General features: G+C 71.2%; 19 protein-coding genes and 1 pseudogene. 13 read left to right on the forward strand and 7 right to left on the reverse strand.

Annotated features, from left to right (window positions below):
* Positions 1–207 carry an antitoxin gene (locus Q1K57_RS01395; protein WP_300078115.1) on the reverse strand — a complete coding sequence of 69 codons (207 nt, stop codon included), beginning with the start codon at positions 205–207 and terminating at the stop codon, positions 1–3.
* Between the two features lie 105 nt (positions 208–312).
* Here Q1K57_RS01395 and miaA point away from each other — a divergent pair, with 105 nt between their 5' ends.
* The 5 genes from miaA to Q1K57_RS01420 all read left to right on the forward strand — a co-directional run bounded on the left by miaA (position 313) and on the right by Q1K57_RS01420 (position 6,725).
* On the forward strand, positions 313–1,257 hold the full coding sequence (gene miaA / locus Q1K57_RS01400) for a tRNA (adenosine(37)-N6)-dimethylallyltransferase MiaA (RefSeq protein WP_300078118.1): 945 nt from the start codon (positions 313–315) through the stop codon (positions 1,255–1,257).
* Positions 1,258–1,261: 4 nt separating this feature from the next.
* Entirely contained in the window at positions 1,262–2,101 is an 840-nt protein-coding gene (dapF, locus tag Q1K57_RS01405; protein ID WP_300078121.1) for a diaminopimelate epimerase, read from the forward strand.
* 69 nt (positions 2,102–2,170) lie between these two features.
* Positions 2,171–3,580, forward strand: coding sequence for a GTPase HflX (hflX, locus tag Q1K57_RS01410; protein WP_300078124.1), 1,410 nt, complete (start codon positions 2,171–2,173; stop codon positions 3,578–3,580).
* Positions 3,581–3,612: 32 nt separating this feature from the next.
* Entirely contained in the window at positions 3,613–4,641 is a 1,029-nt protein-coding gene (locus tag Q1K57_RS01415) for a beta-propeller fold lactonase family protein (protein ID WP_300078128.1), read from the forward strand.
* A gap of 68 nt (positions 4,642–4,709) precedes the next feature.
* Complete coding sequence (locus Q1K57_RS01420; protein WP_300078131.1) at positions 4,710–6,725, forward strand: ATP-dependent DNA helicase; 2,016 nt, start codon at positions 4,710–4,712, stop codon at positions 6,723–6,725.
* A 3-nt stretch (positions 6,726–6,728) separates the two neighbouring features.
* Here Q1K57_RS01420 and Q1K57_RS01425 read toward each other — a convergent pair whose 3' ends face one another.
* The 3 genes from Q1K57_RS01425 to lexA form a co-directional block, all read right to left on the reverse strand.
* The gene (locus Q1K57_RS01425) at positions 6,729–9,197 is read right to left on the reverse strand and encodes an FtsX-like permease family protein (RefSeq protein ID WP_300078134.1); all 2,469 of its coding nucleotides are present in this window, start codon (positions 9,195–9,197) and stop codon (positions 6,729–6,731) included.
* A gap of 5 nt (positions 9,198–9,202) precedes the next feature.
* Entirely contained in the window at positions 9,203–9,901 is a 699-nt protein-coding gene (locus Q1K57_RS01430) for an ABC transporter ATP-binding protein (protein ID WP_300078137.1), read from the reverse strand.
* Between the two features lie 127 nt (positions 9,902–10,028).
* Complete coding sequence (gene lexA, locus Q1K57_RS01435; protein WP_300078140.1) at positions 10,029–10,829, reverse strand: transcriptional repressor LexA; 801 nt, start codon at positions 10,827–10,829, stop codon at positions 10,029–10,031.
* 224 nt (positions 10,830–11,053) lie between these two features.
* Here lexA and Q1K57_RS01440 point away from each other — a divergent pair, with 224 nt between their 5' ends.
* The 4 genes from Q1K57_RS01440 to Q1K57_RS01455 all read left to right on the forward strand — a co-directional run bounded on the left by Q1K57_RS01440 (position 11,054) and on the right by Q1K57_RS01455 (position 15,698).
* Positions 11,054–11,443, forward strand: coding sequence for a hypothetical protein (locus tag Q1K57_RS01440; RefSeq protein ID WP_300078142.1), 390 nt, complete (start codon positions 11,054–11,056; stop codon positions 11,441–11,443).
* A gap of 198 nt (positions 11,444–11,641) precedes the next feature.
* Positions 11,642–12,145 carry a transcriptional regulator NrdR gene (gene nrdR / locus Q1K57_RS01445; RefSeq protein WP_300078145.1) on the forward strand — a complete coding sequence of 168 codons (504 nt, stop codon included), beginning with the start codon at positions 11,642–11,644 and terminating at the stop codon, positions 12,143–12,145.
* 56 nt (positions 12,146–12,201) lie between these two features.
* On the forward strand, positions 12,202–15,060 hold the full coding sequence (locus tag Q1K57_RS01450) for a vitamin B12-dependent ribonucleotide reductase (RefSeq protein ID WP_300078147.1): 2,859 nt from the start codon (positions 12,202–12,204) through the stop codon (positions 15,058–15,060).
* Between the two features lie 101 nt (positions 15,061–15,161).
* Positions 15,162–15,698 (forward strand): hypothetical protein, encoded by a 537-nt coding sequence (locus Q1K57_RS01455; RefSeq protein WP_300078150.1) that lies wholly within the window; start codon positions 15,162–15,164, stop codon positions 15,696–15,698.
* Here Q1K57_RS01455 and Q1K57_RS01460 read toward each other — a convergent pair.
* Entirely contained in the window at positions 15,695–16,489 is a 795-nt protein-coding gene (locus Q1K57_RS01460) for a nucleoside phosphorylase (protein ID WP_300078153.1), read from the reverse strand. The genes Q1K57_RS01455 and Q1K57_RS01460 overlap by 4 nt on opposite strands.
* Positions 16,490–16,510: 21 nt before the next feature.
* Complete coding sequence (locus Q1K57_RS01465) at positions 16,511–17,398, reverse strand: inositol monophosphatase family protein (protein ID WP_300078156.1); 888 nt, start codon at positions 17,396–17,398, stop codon at positions 16,511–16,513.
* Positions 17,399–17,519: 121 nt separating this feature from the next.
* Here Q1K57_RS01465 and Q1K57_RS01470 point away from each other — a divergent pair, with 121 nt between their 5' ends.
* The 4 genes and pseudogenes from Q1K57_RS01470 to Q1K57_RS01485 all read left to right on the forward strand — a co-directional run bounded on the left by Q1K57_RS01470 (position 17,520) and on the right by Q1K57_RS01485 (position 20,786).
* Positions 17,520–18,362, forward strand: coding sequence for an ABC transporter substrate-binding protein (locus Q1K57_RS01470; protein ID WP_300078158.1), 843 nt, complete (start codon positions 17,520–17,522; stop codon positions 18,360–18,362).
* 88 nt (positions 18,363–18,450) lie between these two features.
* Complete coding sequence (locus Q1K57_RS01475) at positions 18,451–19,269, forward strand: amino acid ABC transporter permease (RefSeq protein WP_300078161.1); 819 nt, start codon at positions 18,451–18,453, stop codon at positions 19,267–19,269.
* Between the two features lie 4 nt (positions 19,270–19,273).
* Positions 19,274–20,044: pseudogene (locus Q1K57_RS01480) on the forward strand (amino acid ABC transporter ATP-binding protein); the annotation flags it as partial.
* 214 nt (positions 20,045–20,258) lie between these two features.
* The gene (locus Q1K57_RS01485) at positions 20,259–20,786 is read left to right on the forward strand and encodes a pyridoxamine 5'-phosphate oxidase family protein (RefSeq protein ID WP_300078164.1); all 528 of its coding nucleotides are present in this window, start codon (positions 20,259–20,261) and stop codon (positions 20,784–20,786) included.
* On the opposite strand, the gene Q1K57_RS01490 is transcribed toward Q1K57_RS01485, so the two are convergent.
* Positions 20,751–21,290 (reverse strand): VTT domain-containing protein, encoded by a 540-nt coding sequence (locus tag Q1K57_RS01490; RefSeq protein ID WP_300078167.1) that lies wholly within the window; start codon positions 21,288–21,290, stop codon positions 20,751–20,753. The genes Q1K57_RS01485 and Q1K57_RS01490 overlap by 36 nt on opposite strands.
* Positions 21,291–21,305: the final 15 nt, after the last annotated feature.

Consider the following 21,305-nt stretch of genomic DNA (forward strand, 5'->3'; position numbering starts at 1 on the left):
TCAAGCAGCGCCTGGATCCGTGGGCTCGGCGGGCGCCTCGTTCGGCGCACCGACCTGGTCCTTCAGGAACTCCTGAGCCTGGTCAACCTGCCCGGCGTACTGGCCACCGGTCTTGCTGTCGACGAAGTCTCCAGCCTGGTCGACTCCAGCCTCCACCTTCGCCTCGTTGGCGTCGGCGGCGCCCTTGATGTCGTCGAAGATGCCCATGAGGCCTCCTTTCTCCCGTCCGGTGCCGGCCCTGCTTGTTCCCGGCATGAAACACCGTACGCGTGCTCTGCGGAATCCGGAAGCCCCCTGAGACACAATGGACCGGTGCCCGCCACGCCACCGTCGCTGCCCGTCGTCGCCCTCAACGGGCCCACGGCGAGCGGTAAATCGAGCCTCGCCGTCGACGTCGCCCTCCTCCTGGCCGCCGCGGGGCAGCCGGCGGAGATCGTCAACGCCGATTCGATGCTGGTCTACCGCGGCATGGACGTCGGCACGGCCAAGCCCAGCGCGGACGAACGCCGCGGCGTCCCGCACCACCTCGTCGACATCCTCGCCGTGACGCAGACGGCGACCGTTGCCGACTTCCAGGCCAGGGCACGCGCGGCGATCGACGAGTGTCGCGGCCGAGGCGTCGTTCCGATCGTCGTCGGCGGATCGGCGCTCTACATGCGGGCCATCCTCGACGTCTTCGAGTTCCCCGGCACGGACGCCGACGTGCGGGCTCGCTGGGAGGCGCGGCTGGCCGAGGTCGGGCCGGAGGCGCTCCATGCGGAGTTGGCCCGCCGCAGCCCGGCGGCCGCAGAGATCCACCCCGGCAACGGGCGGCGCACCGTCCGCGCGCTGGAGGTGCTCGAGCTCACGGGGGACCACCAGCCCCATCTGCCCGCGTGGACGTACGCGGTCGACGGCGTCCAGTCCTGGGGGCTCGAACTGCCGCGCGACGTCATGGACGCCCGCATCGCCGAGCGCGTCGACGCCATGTGGGCGGGCAGCCTCGTGGACGAGGTGCGTGGCCTCATCGGGCAGGGCTTGCGGGAAGGCCGCACGGCCGCGCGCGCCATCGGCTACGCACAGGTGCTCGCCTACCTCGACGGGCAGTGCACCGCCGGCGAGGCCCGGGAGGAGATCGTCCGGCGCACCCGGCGCTTCGCCCGCAAGCAACTCGGCTGGTTCCGCCGCGACGGCCGCATCACGTGGCTCACCGCCGGCGACCCCCGCAACGCAGCGACCATCGCCGACGGCGTCCTTGCTGGCCGTGTGCAACCATGAACGGGTGCTTCACTTCGCCAAGGGCCACGGGACCCGCAACGATTTCGTGCTGCTCACCGACCCCGATGACGCCCTCGATCTGACGCCCCAGCTCGTCTCGTTCCTCTGCGATCGTCGCGGCGGGATCGGCGGCGATGGCGTCCTGCGCGTCGTGCGCGGGGCCCACGTCGAGGGCTGGGGTGGTGACCCGGAGGTCTGGTTCATGGACTACCGCAACGCCGACGGGTCGATCGCCGAGATGTGCGGCAACGGCGTGCGCGTCTTCGCGCGCCACCTCGTCGACGAGGGCCTCGTCGAACCGGAGACCCGGACCATCCCGATCGGCACCCGCGCCGGGCTGCGCGAGGCCGAACTGCTCGACGACGGCCGCGTCCGGGTCTGGATGGGCCGGCCCGAGTTGACCGCCGGCACGCACCCGACGGTCGCGATGGATGAGACCGACTGGGCGGCATACCAGGTGAACGTCGGCAACCCGCACGCCGTCATCCCGCTCGGACAGGAGCACGACCTGCTGGCCCTCGACCTCACCGGCTCGCCGTCGGTCGATCCGGTCGATTACCCCGACGGGGTCAACGTCGAGTTCGTCGAGCAGGTGAGCGAGCGGCACGTGCGCATGCGCGTGTGGGAACGCGGGGTCGGTGAGACCGAGTCGTGCGGCACCGGGACCGTCGCGGTGGCGGTCGCGATGGCCGAACACGAGGGCGTCGCCACCGAGCCCACCACCTGGACCATCGACGTGCCCGGCGGCACGGTCGAGGTGGAACTGCGCGACGGCCAGGCGTGGCTCACCGGCCCGGCGGTGATCGTGGCCCGGGGCGATGTGGCGGTGCCCGAACCCCGCTGACGAGGGGCGCTGGGGCCCGACCACTATGCTGGACGGGTACGCCACGATCTGTGGCCAGCAGGAGGATGAGTGACCAACGACGCGATCGACCCCGAAGAGCTCGACTACGACGGGGATCAACTCGACCTCGCCGAACGCCTCTCCCTGCGCCGCGTGGCGGGCATGTCGACCCAGCTGGCCGACATCACCGAGGTCGAGTACCGCGAACTCCAACTGGAGCGCGTGGTGCTCGTGGGCGTGTGGACTTCCGGCACCCAGGCCGACAGCGACAACGCCATGGCCGAGCTGAAGCTCCTCGCCGAGACGGCGGGCTCGGAGGTGCTCGACGGTCTGGTCCAGCGCCGCAGCCACCCCGATCCGGCCACGTACATCGGCCGCGGTAAGGTGGACGAGGTGCGCGAGGTGGTGCTCGCCACGGGCGCCGACACGGTCATCTGTGACGGCGAACTCGAGCCCGCCCAGCTGCGCAACCTCGAGGACCGCATCGGCGTGAAGGTCATCGACCGCACCGGCCTGATCCTCGACATCTTCGCCACCCACGCCAAGTCGGTCGAGGGCAAGGCGCAGGTCGAACTCGCCCAGCTGCAGTACCTGCGCCAGCGTCTCCGCGGCTGGGGCGGCAACCTGTCCCGCCAGGCTGGTGGCCGTGCGGCGGCCGGCGCCGGCATCGGTGGCCGCGGCCCCGGCGAGACCAAGATCGAGACCGACCGGCGCCGCATCGGCAGCCGCATCGCCCAACTGCGCAAACGCCTGCGGGAACTGGACGCCGTCCGGGACACCAAGCGTGCCGAGCGGCGCCGCAACCAGATCCCGTCGGTGGCGATCGTCGGCTACACCAATGCGGGGAAGTCATCGCTGCTCAACCGGCTCACGGGTGCGGGCGTGCTCGTTGAGGACGCCCTGTTCGCGACGCTCGACCCGACCACCCGGCGCAGCCAGACCGCCGACGGTCGCGTCTTCACCCTCACCGACACGGTCGGGTTCGTCCGGCACCTGCCGCACGACCTCGTCGAGGCCTTCCGCTCGACGCTGGAGGAATCCACCGAGGCCGACCTGCTCCTCCACGTCGTCGACGCCTCCGACCCCGACCCGGCCGGCCAGATCGACGCCGTGCGCGCCGTCCTGAACGAGATCGGCGCCCACGACATCCCCGAGCAGATCGTCTTCAACAAGACCGACCTCGCCGACCCGGACGCCCTCGTGCCGCTGCGCACCCTCGCCCCGGACGCGCTGTTCGTCTCCGCACGCACCGGCGCGCACCTCGATGCGCTGTGCGCCCGCGTGGAGGAACGCCTGCCGCGGCCGGCCGTGGAGGTGCGCGTGCTCATCCCGTACGCCCGCCACGACCTGGTCGACCGCATCCACAGGGAGGGCGAGATCACGACCACCGAGCACACGGCCGACGGCACGGCCGTCGTGGCACGGGTGAACGACGACCTGGCCGGCGAACTGGCCCCCTTCGTGAGCCAGCGCGCCTGAATCCGGTGCCGGTGCGCCACTACGATGAAACCATGCGTTACAGCAGCCTCGTCCTGATCGGAAACGCCAAGGAAGGCACGATCGGCGCCTACAGCCTCGACGGCGACGCACTCGTCCACATCGTCGACTCCGCCGTCGGTGCCGGGTGCAGTACGTTCGCCGTGGATTCGGTCCGCGACCTCGTCTACTCTGCCACCAAGGAGCCGGAGCCGGCCATCGTCACCCTGCGGCTCGACCGCGAGACCGGTGCGCTGAGCGAGGTGTCCCGGGCGGTCGTCCCCCACAACCTCGCCTACCTCGCCCTCACCCGCGACGGCGCGCTGCTGCTCGCGGCGTCCTACCACGGCGGCTGGGGTGCCAGCTGGCCGGTCAGCGACGGGGTGCTCGGTGAGCGCAGCGCCCCGATCGAGCACGCGAACATCCACTGCGTGGCCGCGGACGCCGCCGGTCACTTCGCCTACTTCGTGTCCCTCGGCGACGATCTCGTCGCCCAGTGCCGCATCGAGGAGGACGGCTCCCTGACGCCGCTGGACGAACCCGCCGCCCACGTGGCCCCCGGCTCGGGCGCCCGGCACCTCATCCTTTCCGCCGACGAGCGTTCCGCCTACCTCATGACCGAGTTCACGGGCATGGCGATCCGCTTCGACCGCAATCCGTTCACCGGCATGCTCGAGGTGGCCGAGTCGGTGAAGGCCTACGACACGACCCGCGGTCTCACCCACAGCGCGTTCGGCGCCGACCCTCAGGCGGGGCACCTCGTCTGGGGCGCCGACCTGCACCTCACGCACGACGGCCGCTACCTCGTGTGCTCCGAACGGACCGAGTCGACGCTCGCTGCGGTCGGCCTCGACGGGGACGGACGGCTGACCCAGGTGGTCGCAGTCACCGACACCGAGGCGCAGCCGCGCGGGTTCAGTGCCACGCCGGACGGCGCGCGGCTCGTCGTGGTCGGCGAGGGCTCCGGCCACGCCGCCCTGCACGCGATCGCTTACGACGGCACGTTCACCGTCCTCGATCGCGTCCCCACGGGCGCTGGCCCCAACTGGGTGCGCTTCGCCTGAGCGTCGTTGTCCACAGGCCCCCGGTGTCCTACGGACGCGGGGGCCTTGGCGTCCCCTAGTCTGGCCGGATGACCGCCCCGCACGCGACCACCGAGGCCATCCTCGCTGCGTCCGTGGCGCGCATCGGCGGAGCGACGCGCGAGGGTCAACACCGCATGGCCCGAGCCGTCGCGAGCGCCCTCGCCGACGGCGAGCACCTGCTCATCCAGGCGGGGACGGGCACGGGCAAGTCGCTCGGTTACCTCGCACCGGCGCTCGCACACCTGCACGCGCACCCCAGTGAGCGCATCGTCATCGCCACGGCCACGCTTGCCCTGCAGGCCCAGCTCGCCCACGCCGACATCCCGGCGGCCGTGGCGTCCGCGGAGCAGGTGACGGGGGAGCGCATCACGCACGCCGTCCTCAAGGGTCGCACCAACTACGCGTGCCTCCACCGTGTCATCGAGGGCGTGGGGGAGGAGGCGCAGGCCAGCCTGCTCAGCGGCGCGGAGACGGCCGACAGCCTGCGGGCGGCCCCGCGCGCCGACGCCGCGTCCGTCCTCGGCGCGGAGGTGCTTGCCCTGCGCGAGTGGGCGCGCGATCAACTGGACGTCGAGGGTGCCGGCGACCGCGACGACGCCCCCAGCCACACGGCGGCCGCGTGGGCCCAGGTGTCGGTGCCGGTGCGCGAATGCCTGGGCGCGGCCAACTGCCCGTTCGGCGACGTCTGTTTCGTCGAGAAGTCGCGGGAGGTCGCGCGCGGCAGCCAGCTCGTCGTCACCAACCACGCCCTGCTCGCCATCGACGCCATGCACGGCCACACGGCCCTGCCCGAGCACGACCGCCTCATCATCGACGAGGCGCACGAGCTGGTCGCCCGGGTGACCGGGGCGGCCTCGCACGAGCTCAGCCCCCAGCAGGTCGAGCGGGTTGCGCGTCGGTGCCTCGCCCACCTCGATGACGACCTCGCCGTCGAGTTCCTCGACCTCGCCGACCAGTTGCAGGGCGCCCTCGACGCCGCCGAGCCCGAGCGCATCACCGACCCGGACGCCTCCGTGTTCGCCGTCCTTGCACGCCTGCGCGAGGTGAGCCGCAGCGTCGCCGGCACCCTCGCCAAGGCAGAAGACCCCGACGTGAAGCAGGCGGGCGCGGCGGCCAAGGAGATCCTCGACGTGGCCGAGGCGATGGCTGCGCTGCGGCCGACCGACGTGCTGTGGGTCAGCGAGCGCGAGCGGGCCGGGCGGTGGCTCGTGGTCGCGCCCCTCGATGTGGCCCCGCTGCTCCGCGACCGGGTCCTCACCGGCACCCCCACCGTCCTCACGTCGGCGACGCTCAAGCTGGGCGGCGAGTTCGAGGGCGTCGCCCGCACGGTGGGCCTGTGGGCCACCGAACGGGTGCCCGATGGCGGCGAGGCGCCCGACGAGCCGACCGGCCTGCCCTGGCGCGCCCTCGATGTGGGCTCGCCCTTCGACTACGCCCGTCAAGGAATCTGCTACATCGCCCGGCATCTGCCCAACCCGTCGCGCGACGGGATCGGCCCCGAAGCCCTCGCCGAGATCGCCGAGCTCGTGTGGGCGGCCGGCGGCCGGACGCTCGGCCTGTTCGCCTCCCAGCGCAACGCCGAGGCGGCCGCCCGCCACTGCCGCGCCGAGCTGCCGAAGCAGACGATCCTCTGCCAGGGAGACGCGCAGCTCTCCGAGCTGACGCGGCGTTTCATCGCCGAGCCGCAGACGAGCCTGTTCGGCACGCTGAGCCTGTGGCAGGGCGTGGACGTGCCGGGGGAGACCTGCCAGCTCGTCATCATCGACAAGATCCCGTTCCCGCGCCCCGACGAGCCCCTCATGCGCGCCCGTCAGCAGGCGGCGCAGGAGGCGGGCGGTAACGGCTTCATGGCCGTCGCCGCCCAGCACGCCGCGTTGTTGCTGGCCCAGGGCAGCGGACGCCTCATCCGCCGCACCACCGACAAGGGGGTGGTGGCCATCCTCGACCCGCGGCTCCGCACGGCGCGCTACGGCAGCTTCCTGCGCGCCTCCATGCCCGGTTTCTGGCAGACGACCGACCGCGAGGTCGCCATCGCCGCGCTCCGCCGGCTGGCGGCCGACTGAGGCTCACTCGCCCAGGGCGAGCGCCGCGGCGGGGGGCACGCGGGAGGCCCGCTGGGAGGGCACGATGGACGCCGCCCAGCCGGCCAGCAGCGCCACGCCCGCGACGGCAGCGAGGCGCAGGCCCGGCCAGACCCACACGAGGCCGGCGTCCTGGCCGAGGAGGACCATCACGCCCGCATAGCCGTAGACCGTGCCGAGCGCGATCCCCGTCACGACGGCGACCAGCGCCAGCACCACGGCCTCCCAGCCGATCGAGGCCCGCAGCTGCCGCCGGGTGAGACCCATCGCCCTCAGGAGCCCGGACTCCTGCCGGCGTTCCAGCACGGACAGGCCGAGCGTGTTGCCGATCCCGACGAGGGCGATCGCCACCGCCACCCCGAGAAGAGCGAGCACCACGGCCAGGATGCCGTCGACCATGCTGCTGATCTCCGCGCGCCCCGCGGAGCTCGACACGACGTCGACGGCGCCCCCGGCCGAGGCCGCGTCCGCGACCTGCTCGGGCGCCGCCACGGGGTCGACGCCGTCGACGAGCCGGACGCCGAGGGAGCGGCGGGCGTCCGGGTCGAGGGCGTGCGCGGTGGGCGCGGTCACGACCGCGGCCATCGCCCCGGGGGTCACCCGCACCGTGAGGTCGAGGGCGCGGTCGCCGACGATGAGCCGCACGGAGTCTCCGTCGGCGAACCCGTACGAGCCGTCGAGCAGCACGCGGCTGTCGTCCAGCCCGTCGATCAGGTCGGGCACGCGGAGGGTAGCGGCGGCGTCCGGTTCCATCCCGAGCACCGCCAGGCTCGCGACGCTGCCGGTGGGGGCGTCCAGCGTCGCGTCGACCCACCAACGCGTCGTGGACGCCGCCACCGCCGGGTGGGCGGCGATGAGGGCGGCCTGGGCGTCGCTGAGACGGCTGCTCCCGGCACCGAAGTACTCGGCGTCGATGGGGTACTGCCGGTCGAGCTCAGTCAGGATCGAGGCCTGGCCGACGGCGGCACCGACCGTCATCATGGTGACCAGCGTGACGCCCACGAGCAAGGCGCCGCCGGTGGCCGCCGCCCGGGAGGGGTTGCGGACGGCGTTGTCGACCGCGAGCGCGCCGGGCACGCCGCCCACGCGGGCGAGGGGGCGTCCCAACGCCCGGCCGAGGCCCGGCACGAGCACCCGGCCCAGCGCGAGGAGGCCGACGAGACTCGCGAGCCCACCGGTCATGCCGACGAGCAGCGCGGCGGTGGAGGAGGCGCCGACCAGCGCGAGGGCGACGCCACCGGCCAGCAGCGCGAACCCGCCCAGGGTGAGCGTCAGGCCGAGGACCGGCACGCGCCGCGGCCCGGACTCCGACACCGGCGCCGGCGGCCGCAGGGCGGCGAGGGGAGGCACGCGGGTGGCCGCGCGGGCGGGCACCACCGCCGCCAGCAGGGTGACAGCCACCCCCGCGACCAGGGGCAGGGCGAGGTCGCGCGGTGTGATGCCGAACTCGGTCAGCCCGAAGGTGGTGGCCGCCGCGGCGAGACGGACGCCGACGGCGGCGATCCCGATCCCGAGGGCGACGCCCCCGAGGGAAGCGACGAGGCCGAGCACCGCCGCCTCGGCGAGGACCGTGCGCAGCACCTGGCCCCGCGTGGCGCCGACGGTGCGCAGGAGGGCGAGTTGCCGCGTCCGCTGGGCGGTGAGGATGGAGAACGTGTTGGTGATGACGAGGGCGGACACCATCAGGGCGACCGCCCCGAAGGCGAGCAGCAGGGCGGCCAGCTGGCGCGTACCGCGGGTGTAGTCCTCGAGCCGGACCGTGGTCTCCTCCTCGGCCGTGCGCACCAGCACCGGCTTGCCGGCGAGGGCGTCCGAGGCACGCAGGGTGGCGGCGAGCGCGGCGGGGTCGGCGCCGCCGCTGACATACAGGTCGGTGTACCCGGCGTAGCCGGTGTAGGCGGCCAGGTCGGCGTCGGCGGCGAACAGCAGCGGCAACGAGGAGATGCTCGTCACGTCGGGGCCCACCGCGAGCACGCCCACGATGATCGCGCTGAGGGCACCCTCCGGCGCGTCCACGGTGAGCGTGTCGCCCACGCCGAGCCGGTGGGTGGCCTCGAAGGCATCGTTGACGGCGACCTCGCCCGGGGCCTGTGGGAGTCGCCCGGCAAGGACGCGCGTGTCGGCGTCCGGGACGCTCAGCCCGTAGGCGGGCGCATGCCGGCGACCGAGGTCGAGCGTGACGTACCCCTGGCTGGCCGCGCGGACGCCGGTGACGCCCGGCGTGGCGCGGAGCGCGGCGACCGTGTCCGCCACCAGCGGCGGCTCGGCCGGCTCGGCGCCGGCCGTGGTGTCGGGGGAGATCACGACCGCGGCGTCCCGGAGGGAACCGGCGACGGCGCGCCGGACGGAGGCGTCTAGCGAGCTCGTGGCCAGCAGCGTCGTGGTGACGAAGGCGACCCCGAGCACGATGGCGAGGGCGGAGGAGGCGAGCCGCCGCGGCGTGGAGAGCAACATGCAGATCACCGCCGCTCGTCGGCCACGACGCGGCCGTCAGCGAGACGCACGACCCGGTCAGCCCAGCGGGCGGCGTCGGGGTCGTGGGTGACCATCACGATGCTCTGGCCCAGATCGTCGACGCTGCGGCGCAGGAAGCCGAGCAACTGGTCGGACGCGGCGGAGTCGAGCGCGCCCGTGGGCTCGTCGGCGAAGATGACGCGCGGGCGGGTGATAACGGCACGGGCGGCGGCGACGCGCTGCTGCTGGCCCCCGGAGAGCTCGCCCGGGCGGTGGCCGAGCCGGTCGGTGAGGCCGAGCGTGTCGACGACGTGATCGAACCAGTCCCGGTCGACGCGCCGCCCGGCGAGCTTGAGCGGCAGGCAGATGTTGGCCCGCGCGTCGAGGGTGGGCAGCAGGTTGAACGACTGGAAGATGAAGCCGACCCGGTCGCGGCGCAGCAGGGTCAGGGCGCGGTCGTCGAGGGCGGTGATCTCGGTCTCGCCGATCCAGGAGCGGCCGGCGGTGGCGGCGTCCAACCCGGCGGTGAGGTGCATCAGCGTGGACTTGCCGGAGCCCGACGGGCCCATGACGGCGGTGAGCTCGCGCTCGCCGAAGGCGACGGTCACGCCGTCGAGGGCACGGACGAGGGCCTCACCCGACCCGTAGGACTTGGTGAGGCCCTCGGTGCGGACGACTCCGGCGGTGGCGACGGTGGTGGACATCGGGCTCCTCAGTGCTGCGTTCGGGGACTTCTCGAACGTAACGAGAGGGGCACCGCGTGCGGATCGCTTCACAGGCCCGCTGCGTCCTGCGCCCGCGGACGCAACCGTCCGCCCGCGGGCTGAGGCGTCAGACCCTCCTCAGGACGGCGGTGACCTTGCCGAGGATGATCGCCTCGTTGCCGTCGATGGGGGAGTAGGCCTCGTTGTGCGGCATCAGCCACACCTGGCCCGGGGTGCGATTGAACGTCTTGACCGTGGCCTCGCCGTCGATCAGCGCGGCGACGATGTCGCCGTTGTTCGCGTCGGGCTGCTGGCGCACGACCACGTAGTCGCCCTCGCAGATAGCGGCGTCGATCATCGAGTCTCCCCTCACCTGCAGGAGGAAGAGCGTGCCCTCGCCCACGAGATCGCGGGGCAGGGGCAGCACCTCCTCGATGCGCTGTTCGGCGAGGATGGGTCCGCCGGCTGCGATGCGACCCACGAGCGGCACGTGCACGGCGGGGGACGTGTGCACGTCGGGATCGAGTCCCTCCAGCCCCGCCGTCGCGGACGCCGCGAACTCCTGCTCCTCCTCGCCCGGCATGCGCACCATGAGCGCGCGCGGGCGCTTCGGGTCGCGCACGATGAAGCCCTTGGTCTCCAGCACCTTCAGCTGGTGCGTGACCGATGAGGGGGACGCCAGCCCCACGGCCTCGCCCATCTCGCGGATGGTCGGGGGGAAGCCACGCGCCTCGACGGCCTCGCGGATCGTGTGCAGGATGAGGCGCTGTCGGAGCGTCAGCCCGTGCTCGTCGGCCGGACCATCGGGCAGCGGGCGGATCTTGCTGATCTCGGCCAGATCGGCCTCCGTGGGGCGGCCGCGATGGGTCTGCTTGGGAATCTCCTTGCGCGGGCGTCCGCGACCGGACGGTTTCTGCGTTGTCGCCATGACATCACCGTAGCCTCGGTGCTCTGGTCATTCAAACACCTGTTCGAGCGTGTCGCAGGCATGCTGCGGCACCCCTTGGCAGAAATGTCGGAGGCGGCTGGTGGAGTGTCCGTGTGGAACGCAGCACGACCGAACACGCGCCCGATCGATGCTTGAAAACGTATGCATGTTCGGTTCATACTGATCGAACAGGCGTTCGAACGCCTACCTGGGAAGGAGTCATCATGACCGCACAGCTTCTGGATCGTCCCCTCGCCCGCCTGGCGTCCGGCACCATCCCCACCCGGAGCGTGCCCGTCCGTCACGGCGAGCCGGTCGCGCCCGCCCGACGCCCCTCGCGGCAGCCCTCTGCCGCCGGCCGAGACCTCGGTCGGTCCGCGACCGTGCGCTCGTGCGGGGGCGTTGGGGCGGGTGCGGCATCGGTGCGCGCCGTGACCGGCGAGTCCCGGTTGTACTGGACGCGGCGAGGCTTCGCCGTCATGGTGAGCCTGGTCCTCCTCGTCGTCGCCGTCATGCTGGCCACGGTGGTGGGCGCGTTCCTGTCAGTGAGCAATGAGCCTCTGGACGCCGCGGGCGCGGCCGCCGCGGTGGTGCCGGCGGTCCCCGCCGGGTAGCGGGCTTGCCGCGCCGCGCGCAGGGGCTTGCATTGGGGGACGCCGCCTCCTAACCTCTACATGTAGTAGTTACACCGTTGTGTTTCGTCCACAGGTTGTGGTTGTCGCACACAGGGTGTACACCGCGGTTCCACAACGTCGTCCACAGCGGTGACGGTGGGACACAGAGGATGAGGGCCACAGGAGAGGGGGAGCACGATGCACTGCCCGTACTGCCGGTACACCGACTCCCGAGTCCTCGATTCCCGCGTGGCCGAGGACGGCAGCTCGATCCGGCGTCGGCGCGAGTGCCGTTCCTGCAACCGCCGGTTCACGACGTTGGAGCAGATGCAACTCGTCGTCGTGAAACGCTCCGGCGTGGTCGAGCCGTTCTCCCGCGAGAAGGTCGTCAGCGGCGTCCGGAAGGCCTGCAAGGGTCGCCCGGTCACCGAGGCGCAGCTGGCCAAGCTGGGCCAGCGCGTCGAGGAGTCGCTGCGGGCCGGCGGCCAGGCCGAGATCCCGGCCGACGAGGTCGGGGTCGCGATCCTCGGTCCGCTGCGTGAGCTCGACGCCGTCGCCTACCTGCGGTTCGCGTCGGTGTACCAGCACTACCAGTCGGTCGACGACTTCGAGGCGGAGATCACCCGCCTGCGGGAGACCGTCGGCGAGCCGGTGCGGCGGGGGGCGTCCGTTCCGGAACCAACGCCCGAACAGCTGTTCTGAACCACCGTCGGCGCGCGGCACGCGCCACCACCACACCCAGGAGGAGAAGGGCAACCATGACCGAGACCAAGACGGCGCCACGCAAGGCGTCTTCCAAGGCCAACCGCGGTCTCACGATCGAGCGCATCTACACCACCGAGGGCGTGCACCCGTACGACGAGGTGACGTGGGAGAAGCGCGACGTGGTCCAGACCAACTGGAAGACCGGCGAGCACGTCTTCGAGCAACGCGGTGTGGAGTTCCCCGACTTCTGGAGCCTGAACGCCTCCACGATCGTGACCACCAAGTACTTCCGCGGGGCGCTCGGCACCCACGCGCGTGAGAAGTCGCTCAAGCAGCTCATCGACCGCGTCGTCGGCAAGTACCGCACCGCCGGCGAGGAGAACGGCTACTTCGCCACCACGCAGGACGCCGACATCTTCGGCGACGAGCTCGCCTGGATGCTCCTTCACCAGGTGTTCAGCTTCAACTCCCCGGTGTGGTTCAACGTGGGCACGGCCAGCCCGCAGCAGGTGAGCGCGTGCTTCATCCTCAGCGTCGACGACTCGATGGAGTCGATCCTCAACTGGTACAAGGAGGAGGGCTTCATCTTCAAGGGCGGCTCCGGTGCCGGCCTCAACCTGTCGCGCATCCGGTCGAGCAAGGAGCTGCTGTCCTCCGGCGGCACCGCGTCCGGCCCGGTCTCCTTCATGCGGGGCGCGGACGCCTCGGCGGGCACCATCAAGTCGGGTGGCGCCACGCGCCGGGCCGCGAAGATGGTCGTGCTCGACGTCGACCACCCCGACATCGAGGAGTTCATCGACACGAAGGCGCGCGAGGAGGACAAGATCCGCGCCCTCCGCGACGCAGGCTTCGACATGGACCTCGGTGGTGCCGACATCGTCAGCGTCCAGTACCAGAACGCGAACAACTCGGTGCGCGTCAACGACGAGTTCATGAAGGCCGTCGAGGACGGCACGGCGTTCGGGCTGCGCGCCCGCATGACCGGCGAGGTCATCGAGGAGGTCGACGCCCGCGCGCTGTTCAACAAGATGGCCAAGGCCGCCTGGGAGTGCGCCGACCCGGGCATCCAGTACGACGACACGATCAACGCCTGGCACACGAACCCCGAGGCGGGCCGCATCACGGCGTCCAACCCGTGCTCGGAGTACATGAGCCTCGACAACAGCTCCTGCAACTTGGCGAGCCTCAACCTGCTCAAGTTCCTGCGCGACGACGACACCTTCGACACCGAGAAGTTCGTCCAGGCGTGCGAGCTGATCATCACCGCGATGGACATCTCGATCACCTTCGCCGATTTCCCGACCGAGGCGATCACGCAGACCACGAAGGATTACCGCCAGCTCGGCATCGGCTACGCCAACCTGGGCGCCCTGTTGATGGCGATGGGCCGCGGCTACGACTCCGCGGGTGGCCGCAGCCTCGCCGCGGCGATCACGTCGCTCATGACCGCGGCGGCCTACCGCCGCTCGGCCGAGTTGGCCGCCGTGGTCGGCACGTACGCCGGCTACCAGCGCAATGCGGCCGCGCACCAGAAGGTGATGCGGAAGCACCAGACCGCCAACGACGACCTGCGCATCGTCGAGGCCGCCGACCGCCCGGTCCACGCCGCGGCGACCGACGAGTGGGCCAAGGTTGTCGAGCTGGGCGCCAAGAACGGTTTCCGCAACGCGCAGGCGTCGCTGCTGGCCCCGACCGGCACGATCGGCTTCATGATGGACTGCGACACGACGGGCATCGAGCCCGACTTCTCGCTGGTGAAGTTCAAAAAGCTCGTCGGCGGCGGGTCGATGCAGATCGTCAACCAGACGATCACGCGCTCGCTCCGGAAGCTGGGCTACGCCGAGGAGACGATCGAGGCGATCGTCGCGCACATCTCCGAGCACGGTCACGTGGTGGGCGCGCCTGGCCTGAAGACCGAGCATTACGAGGTCTTCGACACGGCGATGGGCGAGCGCGCGATCCGGCCCATGGGTCACGTGCGCATGATGGCCGCCGTGCAGCCCTTCCTGTCGGGCGCGATCAGCAAGACGGTCAACCTGCCCGAGTCGGCGACCGTCGAGGACATCGCGCACGTCTACATGGAGGGCTGGAAGCTCGGTCTGAAGGCGCTGGCCGTCTACCGCGACAACTGCAAGGTCGGCCAGCCGCTGTCGGACGCCAAGAAGAAGACCGAGGTGAAGGAAGAGGCCAAGCCGCAGCCGGAGGTGCGGGTCGAGTACCGGCCGCGCCGCCAGCGTCTGCCCAAGCAGCGCCTCTCGCGCACCACGTCCTTCACGGTGGGCGGCGCCGAGGGGTACATGACCAGCTCGGAGTACGAGGACGGCCGCCTCGGCGAGCTGTTCCTCAAGCTCGGCAAGCAGGGCTCCACCTTGGCGGGTGTGATGGACGCCTTCTCGATCGCGATCTCGATCGCGCTCCAGTACGGCGTGCCGCTGGAGACCTACGTGCAGAAGTTCACGAACCTGAAGTTCGAGCCGGCCGGCATGACCGACGACCCCGATCTGCGCATGGCTCAGTCGATCATCGACTACGTGTTCAAGCGCCTCGCGCTCGACTACCTGAGTTTCGACGAGCGCGCCGAGCTCGGCATCTACACGGCGGTCGAGCGGGCGCGGTACGTGGAGACGGGCTCGTACCTGTCGGAGGAGGACGAGGCGCTTCTGATCGACTCCGAGTCGCTGAAGAACGACGCGGTTGACGACATGCGGTTCGACGAGTCCGGCCCGAACCAGCCGACCCTCGTCTCGGCCACGCCCGACCTGTCCGAGGCGCACACCACGGCAGAACTGATGGAGAAGGTCACCGGCCACGCCGTTGACGCGCCGCTGTGCTTCACGTGTGGCACGAAGATGCGGCCCTCGGGCAGCTGCTACGTCTGCGAGGGCTGCGGCTCGACCAGCGGCTGCAGCTGATCGTCCGCGACGGCACCCCGACCACGGGCCCCCGGTGAGCTTGATTCCCCGGGGGTCCGTGCCGTCCGTGCGACCCGCCTGGCCGGGTGTACGGTGAGGACGTGAGCAACCACCTCCAGGCGCCGACGATGTCGGCCCGACCGGTTCCGGGCAGGGTGGCGCTGTTAGCGGCGTCTGCGGCCTATGGGGCCCTCGTCGTCCTGCAGGCGGTGACGCTGCCGCAGAGCGTGCCCGCCCACGTGGGGCCGGACGGGACGGCAGACCGGTGGGAGCCTCTCGCCGCTCACCTCGTCACCGCCACTCTCGTCGGCCTCGCCACGGCGCTGATGTTCTGGTTCCTCCCCGCCCTGATGGGTCGCTTCCCGTCCGATCTCGTCAACCTGCCGCACAAGGAGTACTGGCTGCGGCCCGAGAACCTCCCCGCAACCCGGGCCCGCCTCGCGAACCAGATGGGCTGGTTCGGTGCCGCAGTGCTCGTCTTCATCGGGTACGGCATCTGGACCGTCGGCCAGGTCGCCTTGGGGACGCCCCCGCCGGCGGCCGTCTTCTGGGTGCTGTTCGCCCTCGTCCTCGCCGGGTGCGTCGCGTTCGCCGTGTGGTCCTATCGCGGCACCGCGTGGCGTCCGCCGGCGGACTAGCTCTCGGGCCGGACGCCGTCGGCGTCAGCCAGGCGCAGGGCGGCGGAAGCGGCGAGGGCGAAGAGGTTGTCCCGCACGTGGGCGGCGGTCTGCCAGTCGCGGTTGTCCCACGTCTGCCCCGACAGGTCGTCGCCGCAGTACACCACCTGCGCGTAGGGCACGCCTCGGAAACGGGCCGCCGCCGCGAGCGAGGCCGCCTCCATCTCCACGGTCAGGCAGCCCTCATCGCGTCGAAACGCGATCTTGGCGGGCGTCTCGCGGTAGGGGGCGTCGGTGGTCCACGTGGGGCCGGTGACGTGCGGCACCCGGTGGTCGGCGAGGGTTGCCTCGAGGACGCCACGGGCGGCGGCGTCCAGCTCGACCCAGCGCGAGGCGGGCAGGTAGTGCAGCGACGTACCCTCGTCGCGCAGCGCGGCTGACACGACGACCAGGTGCCCGAGCGTCTGCTCGGGGTGCAGCGATCCGGCGCCTCCGCACGCCACGAACGCGGAGCAGCCACGGGCGATCGTCTCCTCCAGCAGCCCGACCGCGAGCGGCCCGCCCACGCCGGAGTGGAGCACCGCCAGGCGCTGGCCCTCGTGCTCGGTCTCCAGCAGCACGTGCGGACCGTCCTCCCACTGGTTCTCGTCGATGACGCGGGCGCCGGCGGCCAGCAGGCGCTGCACCACGTCGCCGAAGAACGTGATCACGCACGCCGCGGGCACGTCGGCTCGCGGCACGGCCGCGCTGGGCTCGATGAGCGCCGGTGTGCTCGGGTCGAACTCGAGCAGCGGCGTCGGGTCATCGATCACGCGTCCATCCTGCCTTCCATCTCAGCTGAGGTCCGGCTCGGGGGCGTCGGGATCGATCTCGCGCAGCAGGCCGACGACGAGTTCCTCCAACTCGTCCAGCGCTGGCCCCTGACCGGCGAACGTCAGCAGCCGCGACGGTCGCTGCCCGCCGGTGCCGCGCAGGACGCCCCCCGCCTCCTCGAGGATCACCCAGCCGGCGGCGATGTCCCACGCGTTCACGCCGGCCTCGTAGTAGCAGTCCAGCCGACCGCGAGCCACGTGGCACAGATCCAGGGCGGCCACGCCCATCCGTCGGATATCGCGCACGCGCGGCAGCACCTGGGCCACCACCCGCCCTTGCTTGGCCCGCGATGGGGGGGCGTACCCGAAGCCCGTCCCGGTCAGGCAGCGGGCCAGCTCGGTGCGCGTGCCGACGGCCAGCGGCGTCCGGACACCGCCGGTCTCCACGAAGCTGCCGCCACCGCGGCGGGCCAGGTACAGCTCGTCGGCCACGGGGTTGAACACGGCGCCCGCCACGGGGTACCAGGCCCGCGCGGTGTGCGGGTCGCCGACGACCGCGGCCACCGACACCGCGTAGAAGCCCATGTCGTAGAGGTAATTGGCGGTGCCGTCGATGGGGTCCACGAGCCACCAGATGCCCGAGGTGCCCGGCACATCGGTGCCCTCCTCGCCGACCACCCCGTCCTCCGGACGCCGCCGCGCCAGCTCGGCGCGGGCCAGTGCCTCGCTCCGCGGGTCCATGATCGTGACCACGTCGGTCGAGGAGGTCTTGAAGTGGTCGGCCACCAGGTCGCGCGGCCGCTCGTCGGTGATCAGCCGCCCACAGGCGCGCGCCACGTCCATCGCCACACCCAGGAGTTCGTCCAGCAGCGGGCCGGGGAGGGCGGCGTCGTCAGGAGGAGTTTCCATGGCACCAGCGTGGCACGTCCGGCATTGTCACGGGTTGGTTACTGATCTGGATGAGGCTCGGCATCGGGGCGGGGGAGTGCAAAGATGCCCCATCACTTCTCATATCCGGGAGGAACACCACGTGATCACCACAGCCACGAAGCGTCTCGCGCTGGCGGCCGTTGCCGCTGCTCTGACGCTCAGCCTCGGCGCGTGCGCCAACAACTCGGCGACGCCGGCCACCGCTCCGGCGGGTACCGACACGGCCGCCGCCGGCGGCGTCCAGCTTGTCAACGAGGGCAAGCTGACCGTGTGCACGCACCTGGCCTACAAGCCGTTCCAGTTCACCGATGACGCCGGCAAGATCGTCGGCTTCGACGTCGACCTGATGGATCTCGTCGCCAAGGACCTCGGCGTCACCCAGGAGATCGTCGACATCGAGTTCGGCCAGATCACCTCCGGCGCGGTCTTCGCGTCCAAGCGCTGTGACGCCGGTGCCGCGGCCATCACCATCACCGACGCCCGCAAGGAGTCGGCGCGGTTCTCCGACGGCTACTTCGCGGCCACCCAGGCGCTGCTGGTCCGCAAGGACTCGGGCATCGCGAACGTCGACGGCCTCCAGGGCAAGGTCCTGGCCGCGCAGTCCGACACGACGGGCCTCGACTGGGCGAACGAGAACGCCGGCAAGTACGGCTACGAGGTGCGCGTGTTCGACGACATGCCGACCGGCTCGAACGCCGTGCTCGGCGGCGTGGTGGCGGCGTCCATCAACGACAACGGTGTGCTCTACGACTACGCCAAGGACAACCCCGACACGCAGGTCGTGCAGGAGTTCCAGACGGGCGAGGAGTACGGCTTCAACGTCGGGTCCGACAACGAGGCCCTGCAGACCGAGATCAACAAGGTGCTGACGGCGGCCAAGGCCGACGGACGCTACAACGACATCTACAAGAAGTGGTTCGGAGTGGACGCCCCCACCTCGTGACCTCCACGCCGACGGCGTCCGGCCGGACTCAGCCCGACCGGGCGCCGTCGCTGTCCGTCAGCATGCCCGTTTCGGGAGCAGGAGAACCATGACCACCACCACCGCCGTGCGCAGGGCGAAGACCTCTCCCCGCAAGCGCGCGCAACGCATCCGGATCGTCCAGTACGTCGTGCTGGCGGCCCTCGTCGTTCTCGCCATCGCCCGCATCGACGGGGGCCAGGTGCAACGGGTCTTCCTCCGGTCCGATCTCATCGCCCAGACCGTCACCACCGGCCTGGGCAACGCGTTGCTGAACACGATCTACTACACCGCGGGGGCGTTCCTGTTCGGCCTTGCCATCGGCACCGTGCTGGCGCTCATGCGGTTGTCGCAGGTGGCGCCCTACCGTTGGTTGGCCAGCATCTACATCGAGTTCTTCCGCGGCGTCCCCGCCCTGATCGTGCTGTTGGCGTTCGGGTCGATCTCGATCGCTTTCCCGGGTCTCGTGTTGCCGTTCGACCCGTACGGCACGGTGTGGACGGCGCTCGGCATGGTGAGCGGCGCCTACATGGCCGAGACGATCCGGGCCGGCATCCAGGCGGTGCCGAAGGGGCAGATCGAGGCGGCGCGGTCGCTCGGCATGCCGCCCGGCATGGCGATGAGGAAGATCGTGTTGCCGCAGGCGTTCCGCATCATCACGCCGCCGCTCACGAACGAACTGGTCCTGCTCACCAAGGACTCCTCGCTCGTCTACGTGCTCGGCCTCATGGCGCCCGCCTTCGAGCTCACCAAGTTCGGCCGGACCCTCATGAACAGCACCGGCAACCTCACCCCGCTGGTCGTGGCGGGCTTCTCGTACCTCATCATCACCCTCCCGCTGACGTTCCTCGTCCGCCGCATGGAGGCCCGACAGAAGAAGGCCCGGTGACGCCATGACGACGACCCCGACGAAAATCCCCACGGGCAACCGTGAGGACGAGATCCAGATCTACGACCTGCACAAGAGCTTCGGCGACCTGGAGGTCCTCAAGGGCATCTCGACGGTCGTCCACCGCGGCGAGGTGGTGTGCGTCATCGGGCCGTCCGGCTCGGGCAAGTCGACGCTGCTGCGCTGCGTGAACCTTCTCGAGGAGCCCACGCGGGGCCGCATCTTCATCCTCAACGAGGAGATCACCGATCCGGACGCCGACGTCGACTTCATCCGCACCCAGATGGGCATGGTCTTCCAGCAGTTCAACCTCTTCCCGCACCTGACGGTGCTCGAGAACTGCACGATCGGCCAGACGCAGGTGAAGAAGGTCCCGAAGGACCGCGCGGAGAAGATCGCCCGCGAGAACCTCACCAAGGTGGGGTTGGGCGACCGGACGGACGCCTACCCGGCCCAGTTGTCGGGCGGCATGCAGCAGCGCGTGGCTATCGCGCGGGCGCTCAGCATGGATGTTGAGATGATCCTGTTCGACGAGCCGACCTCGGCGCTCGACCCCGAACTCGTCGGCGACGTGCTGGCCGTCATGCGCGATCTGGCCACCGAGGGCATGACGATGATGGTCGTCACCCACGAGATGGCGTTCGCCCGCGAGGTGGCCGACCGGGTCATCTTCATGGACGGCGGTGTGATCGTCGAGGAGGGTCACCCGAGCCAGGTCATCGGCAATCCGCAGGAGGAGCGCACCCGCACCTTCCTCCAGCGGGTGCTCGACCCGACCCACTCGAACCCCGGCGCCGAGGACGCGGCCCACGCCCGCCGTCATGGCGACGAAGAGGAAGCCGACGAGGGTCACCTGCCCGATCCGGCGCTCCGGACGGACGCCCCACCGCGGGGTCGCCTGTTCTAGCCCGCGCGGTTCCGCCGCTTGTCGGAGCCACCTAGGCTGGCCGCAGCCCTCATCCGGAGGGTCCGGCAGCGAAGGAGTGCCCATGAGTGAGAACCGAGCCAGCGACGACGTGACGGTCACGACCGACCCCGAGGAGGTCGAGCGCGTGCAGAAGATCATGGGCGACATCAACATCGCCATGCTCACCACCGTCGACGCCGGCGCGACCGACGGCACTCTTGTCAGCCGACCCCTGTCCACGCAGGTGGCCGAAGACGACGGCGACGTGCTCTTCCTGGTGCGCAAGAGCAGCAACGTGGTGCGCGACATTCAGGCACACCCGCAGGTGAACGTGGCCTACACGTCGAGGTCGGCCTGGGTCTCGTTGTCGGGCGAGGCCACCGTCATTGAGGACCGTGCGCTCATCGAGCAGCTCTGGAGCACCGGGGCGTCCATGTTCATGGAGGGCGGCCCCGAGAACCCCGACAACGTCGTGCTCAAGGTGCACGGCGACACCGCCCACGTGTGGGGCGGCGACTCGGCGGTAGGCACGTTCGTGAAGGTGCTGCGGACGATCACCCGCACCGGCGACGACTCAGCCGCCGGTTCGACGGTCGTCGACCTGCCCTGATCCGGCCGACGCGGGGGCCGGGACGGCGACGCGTCCGGCCCGGCTCTCGCGGACGCGCCACGTGACGAACCCGGCGAACCCCGCCACGAGCAGGACGCCGAGGGTGACGGTGAGCGCGGGGGAGCGCTGCCACAACAGCGCCAGCGCCTCGAACCCGAAGAAGCCCGCGGCCCCGTAGACGATCGCCCAGGCCACGCACCCGAGGGCCACCGCGGGCAGGTAGCGGCGCAGCGGCATCCGGATGCCGCCCGCAGCCAGGTTGACGAGCGTCTGCACCCCGATCGTCAGGAACGACAAGGCCACGACCGGCGCGCCCCACCGGTTCAGCCGGTCGACGGCCCGGGTGTAGCCGGGGGAGCGCATGAGGCGTTGGATGCGGGTGGACTCGGCGCCGCGCGCGGCGAGCCGGCCGAGCCAATAGGTGCCGTTGGCGCGGGCCATCACGATAACCCACAGGGCCACGACGATGACCTCGAGCGGCGCGTCCCACGTCCTCGGATCCACCGCCCGCCTCCCGTC

Source organism: Propioniciclava sp. (assembly GCF_029977985.1).
In the GTDB taxonomy this organism is placed as follows: domain Bacteria; phylum Actinomycetota; class Actinomycetes; order Propionibacteriales; family Propionibacteriaceae; genus Propioniciclava.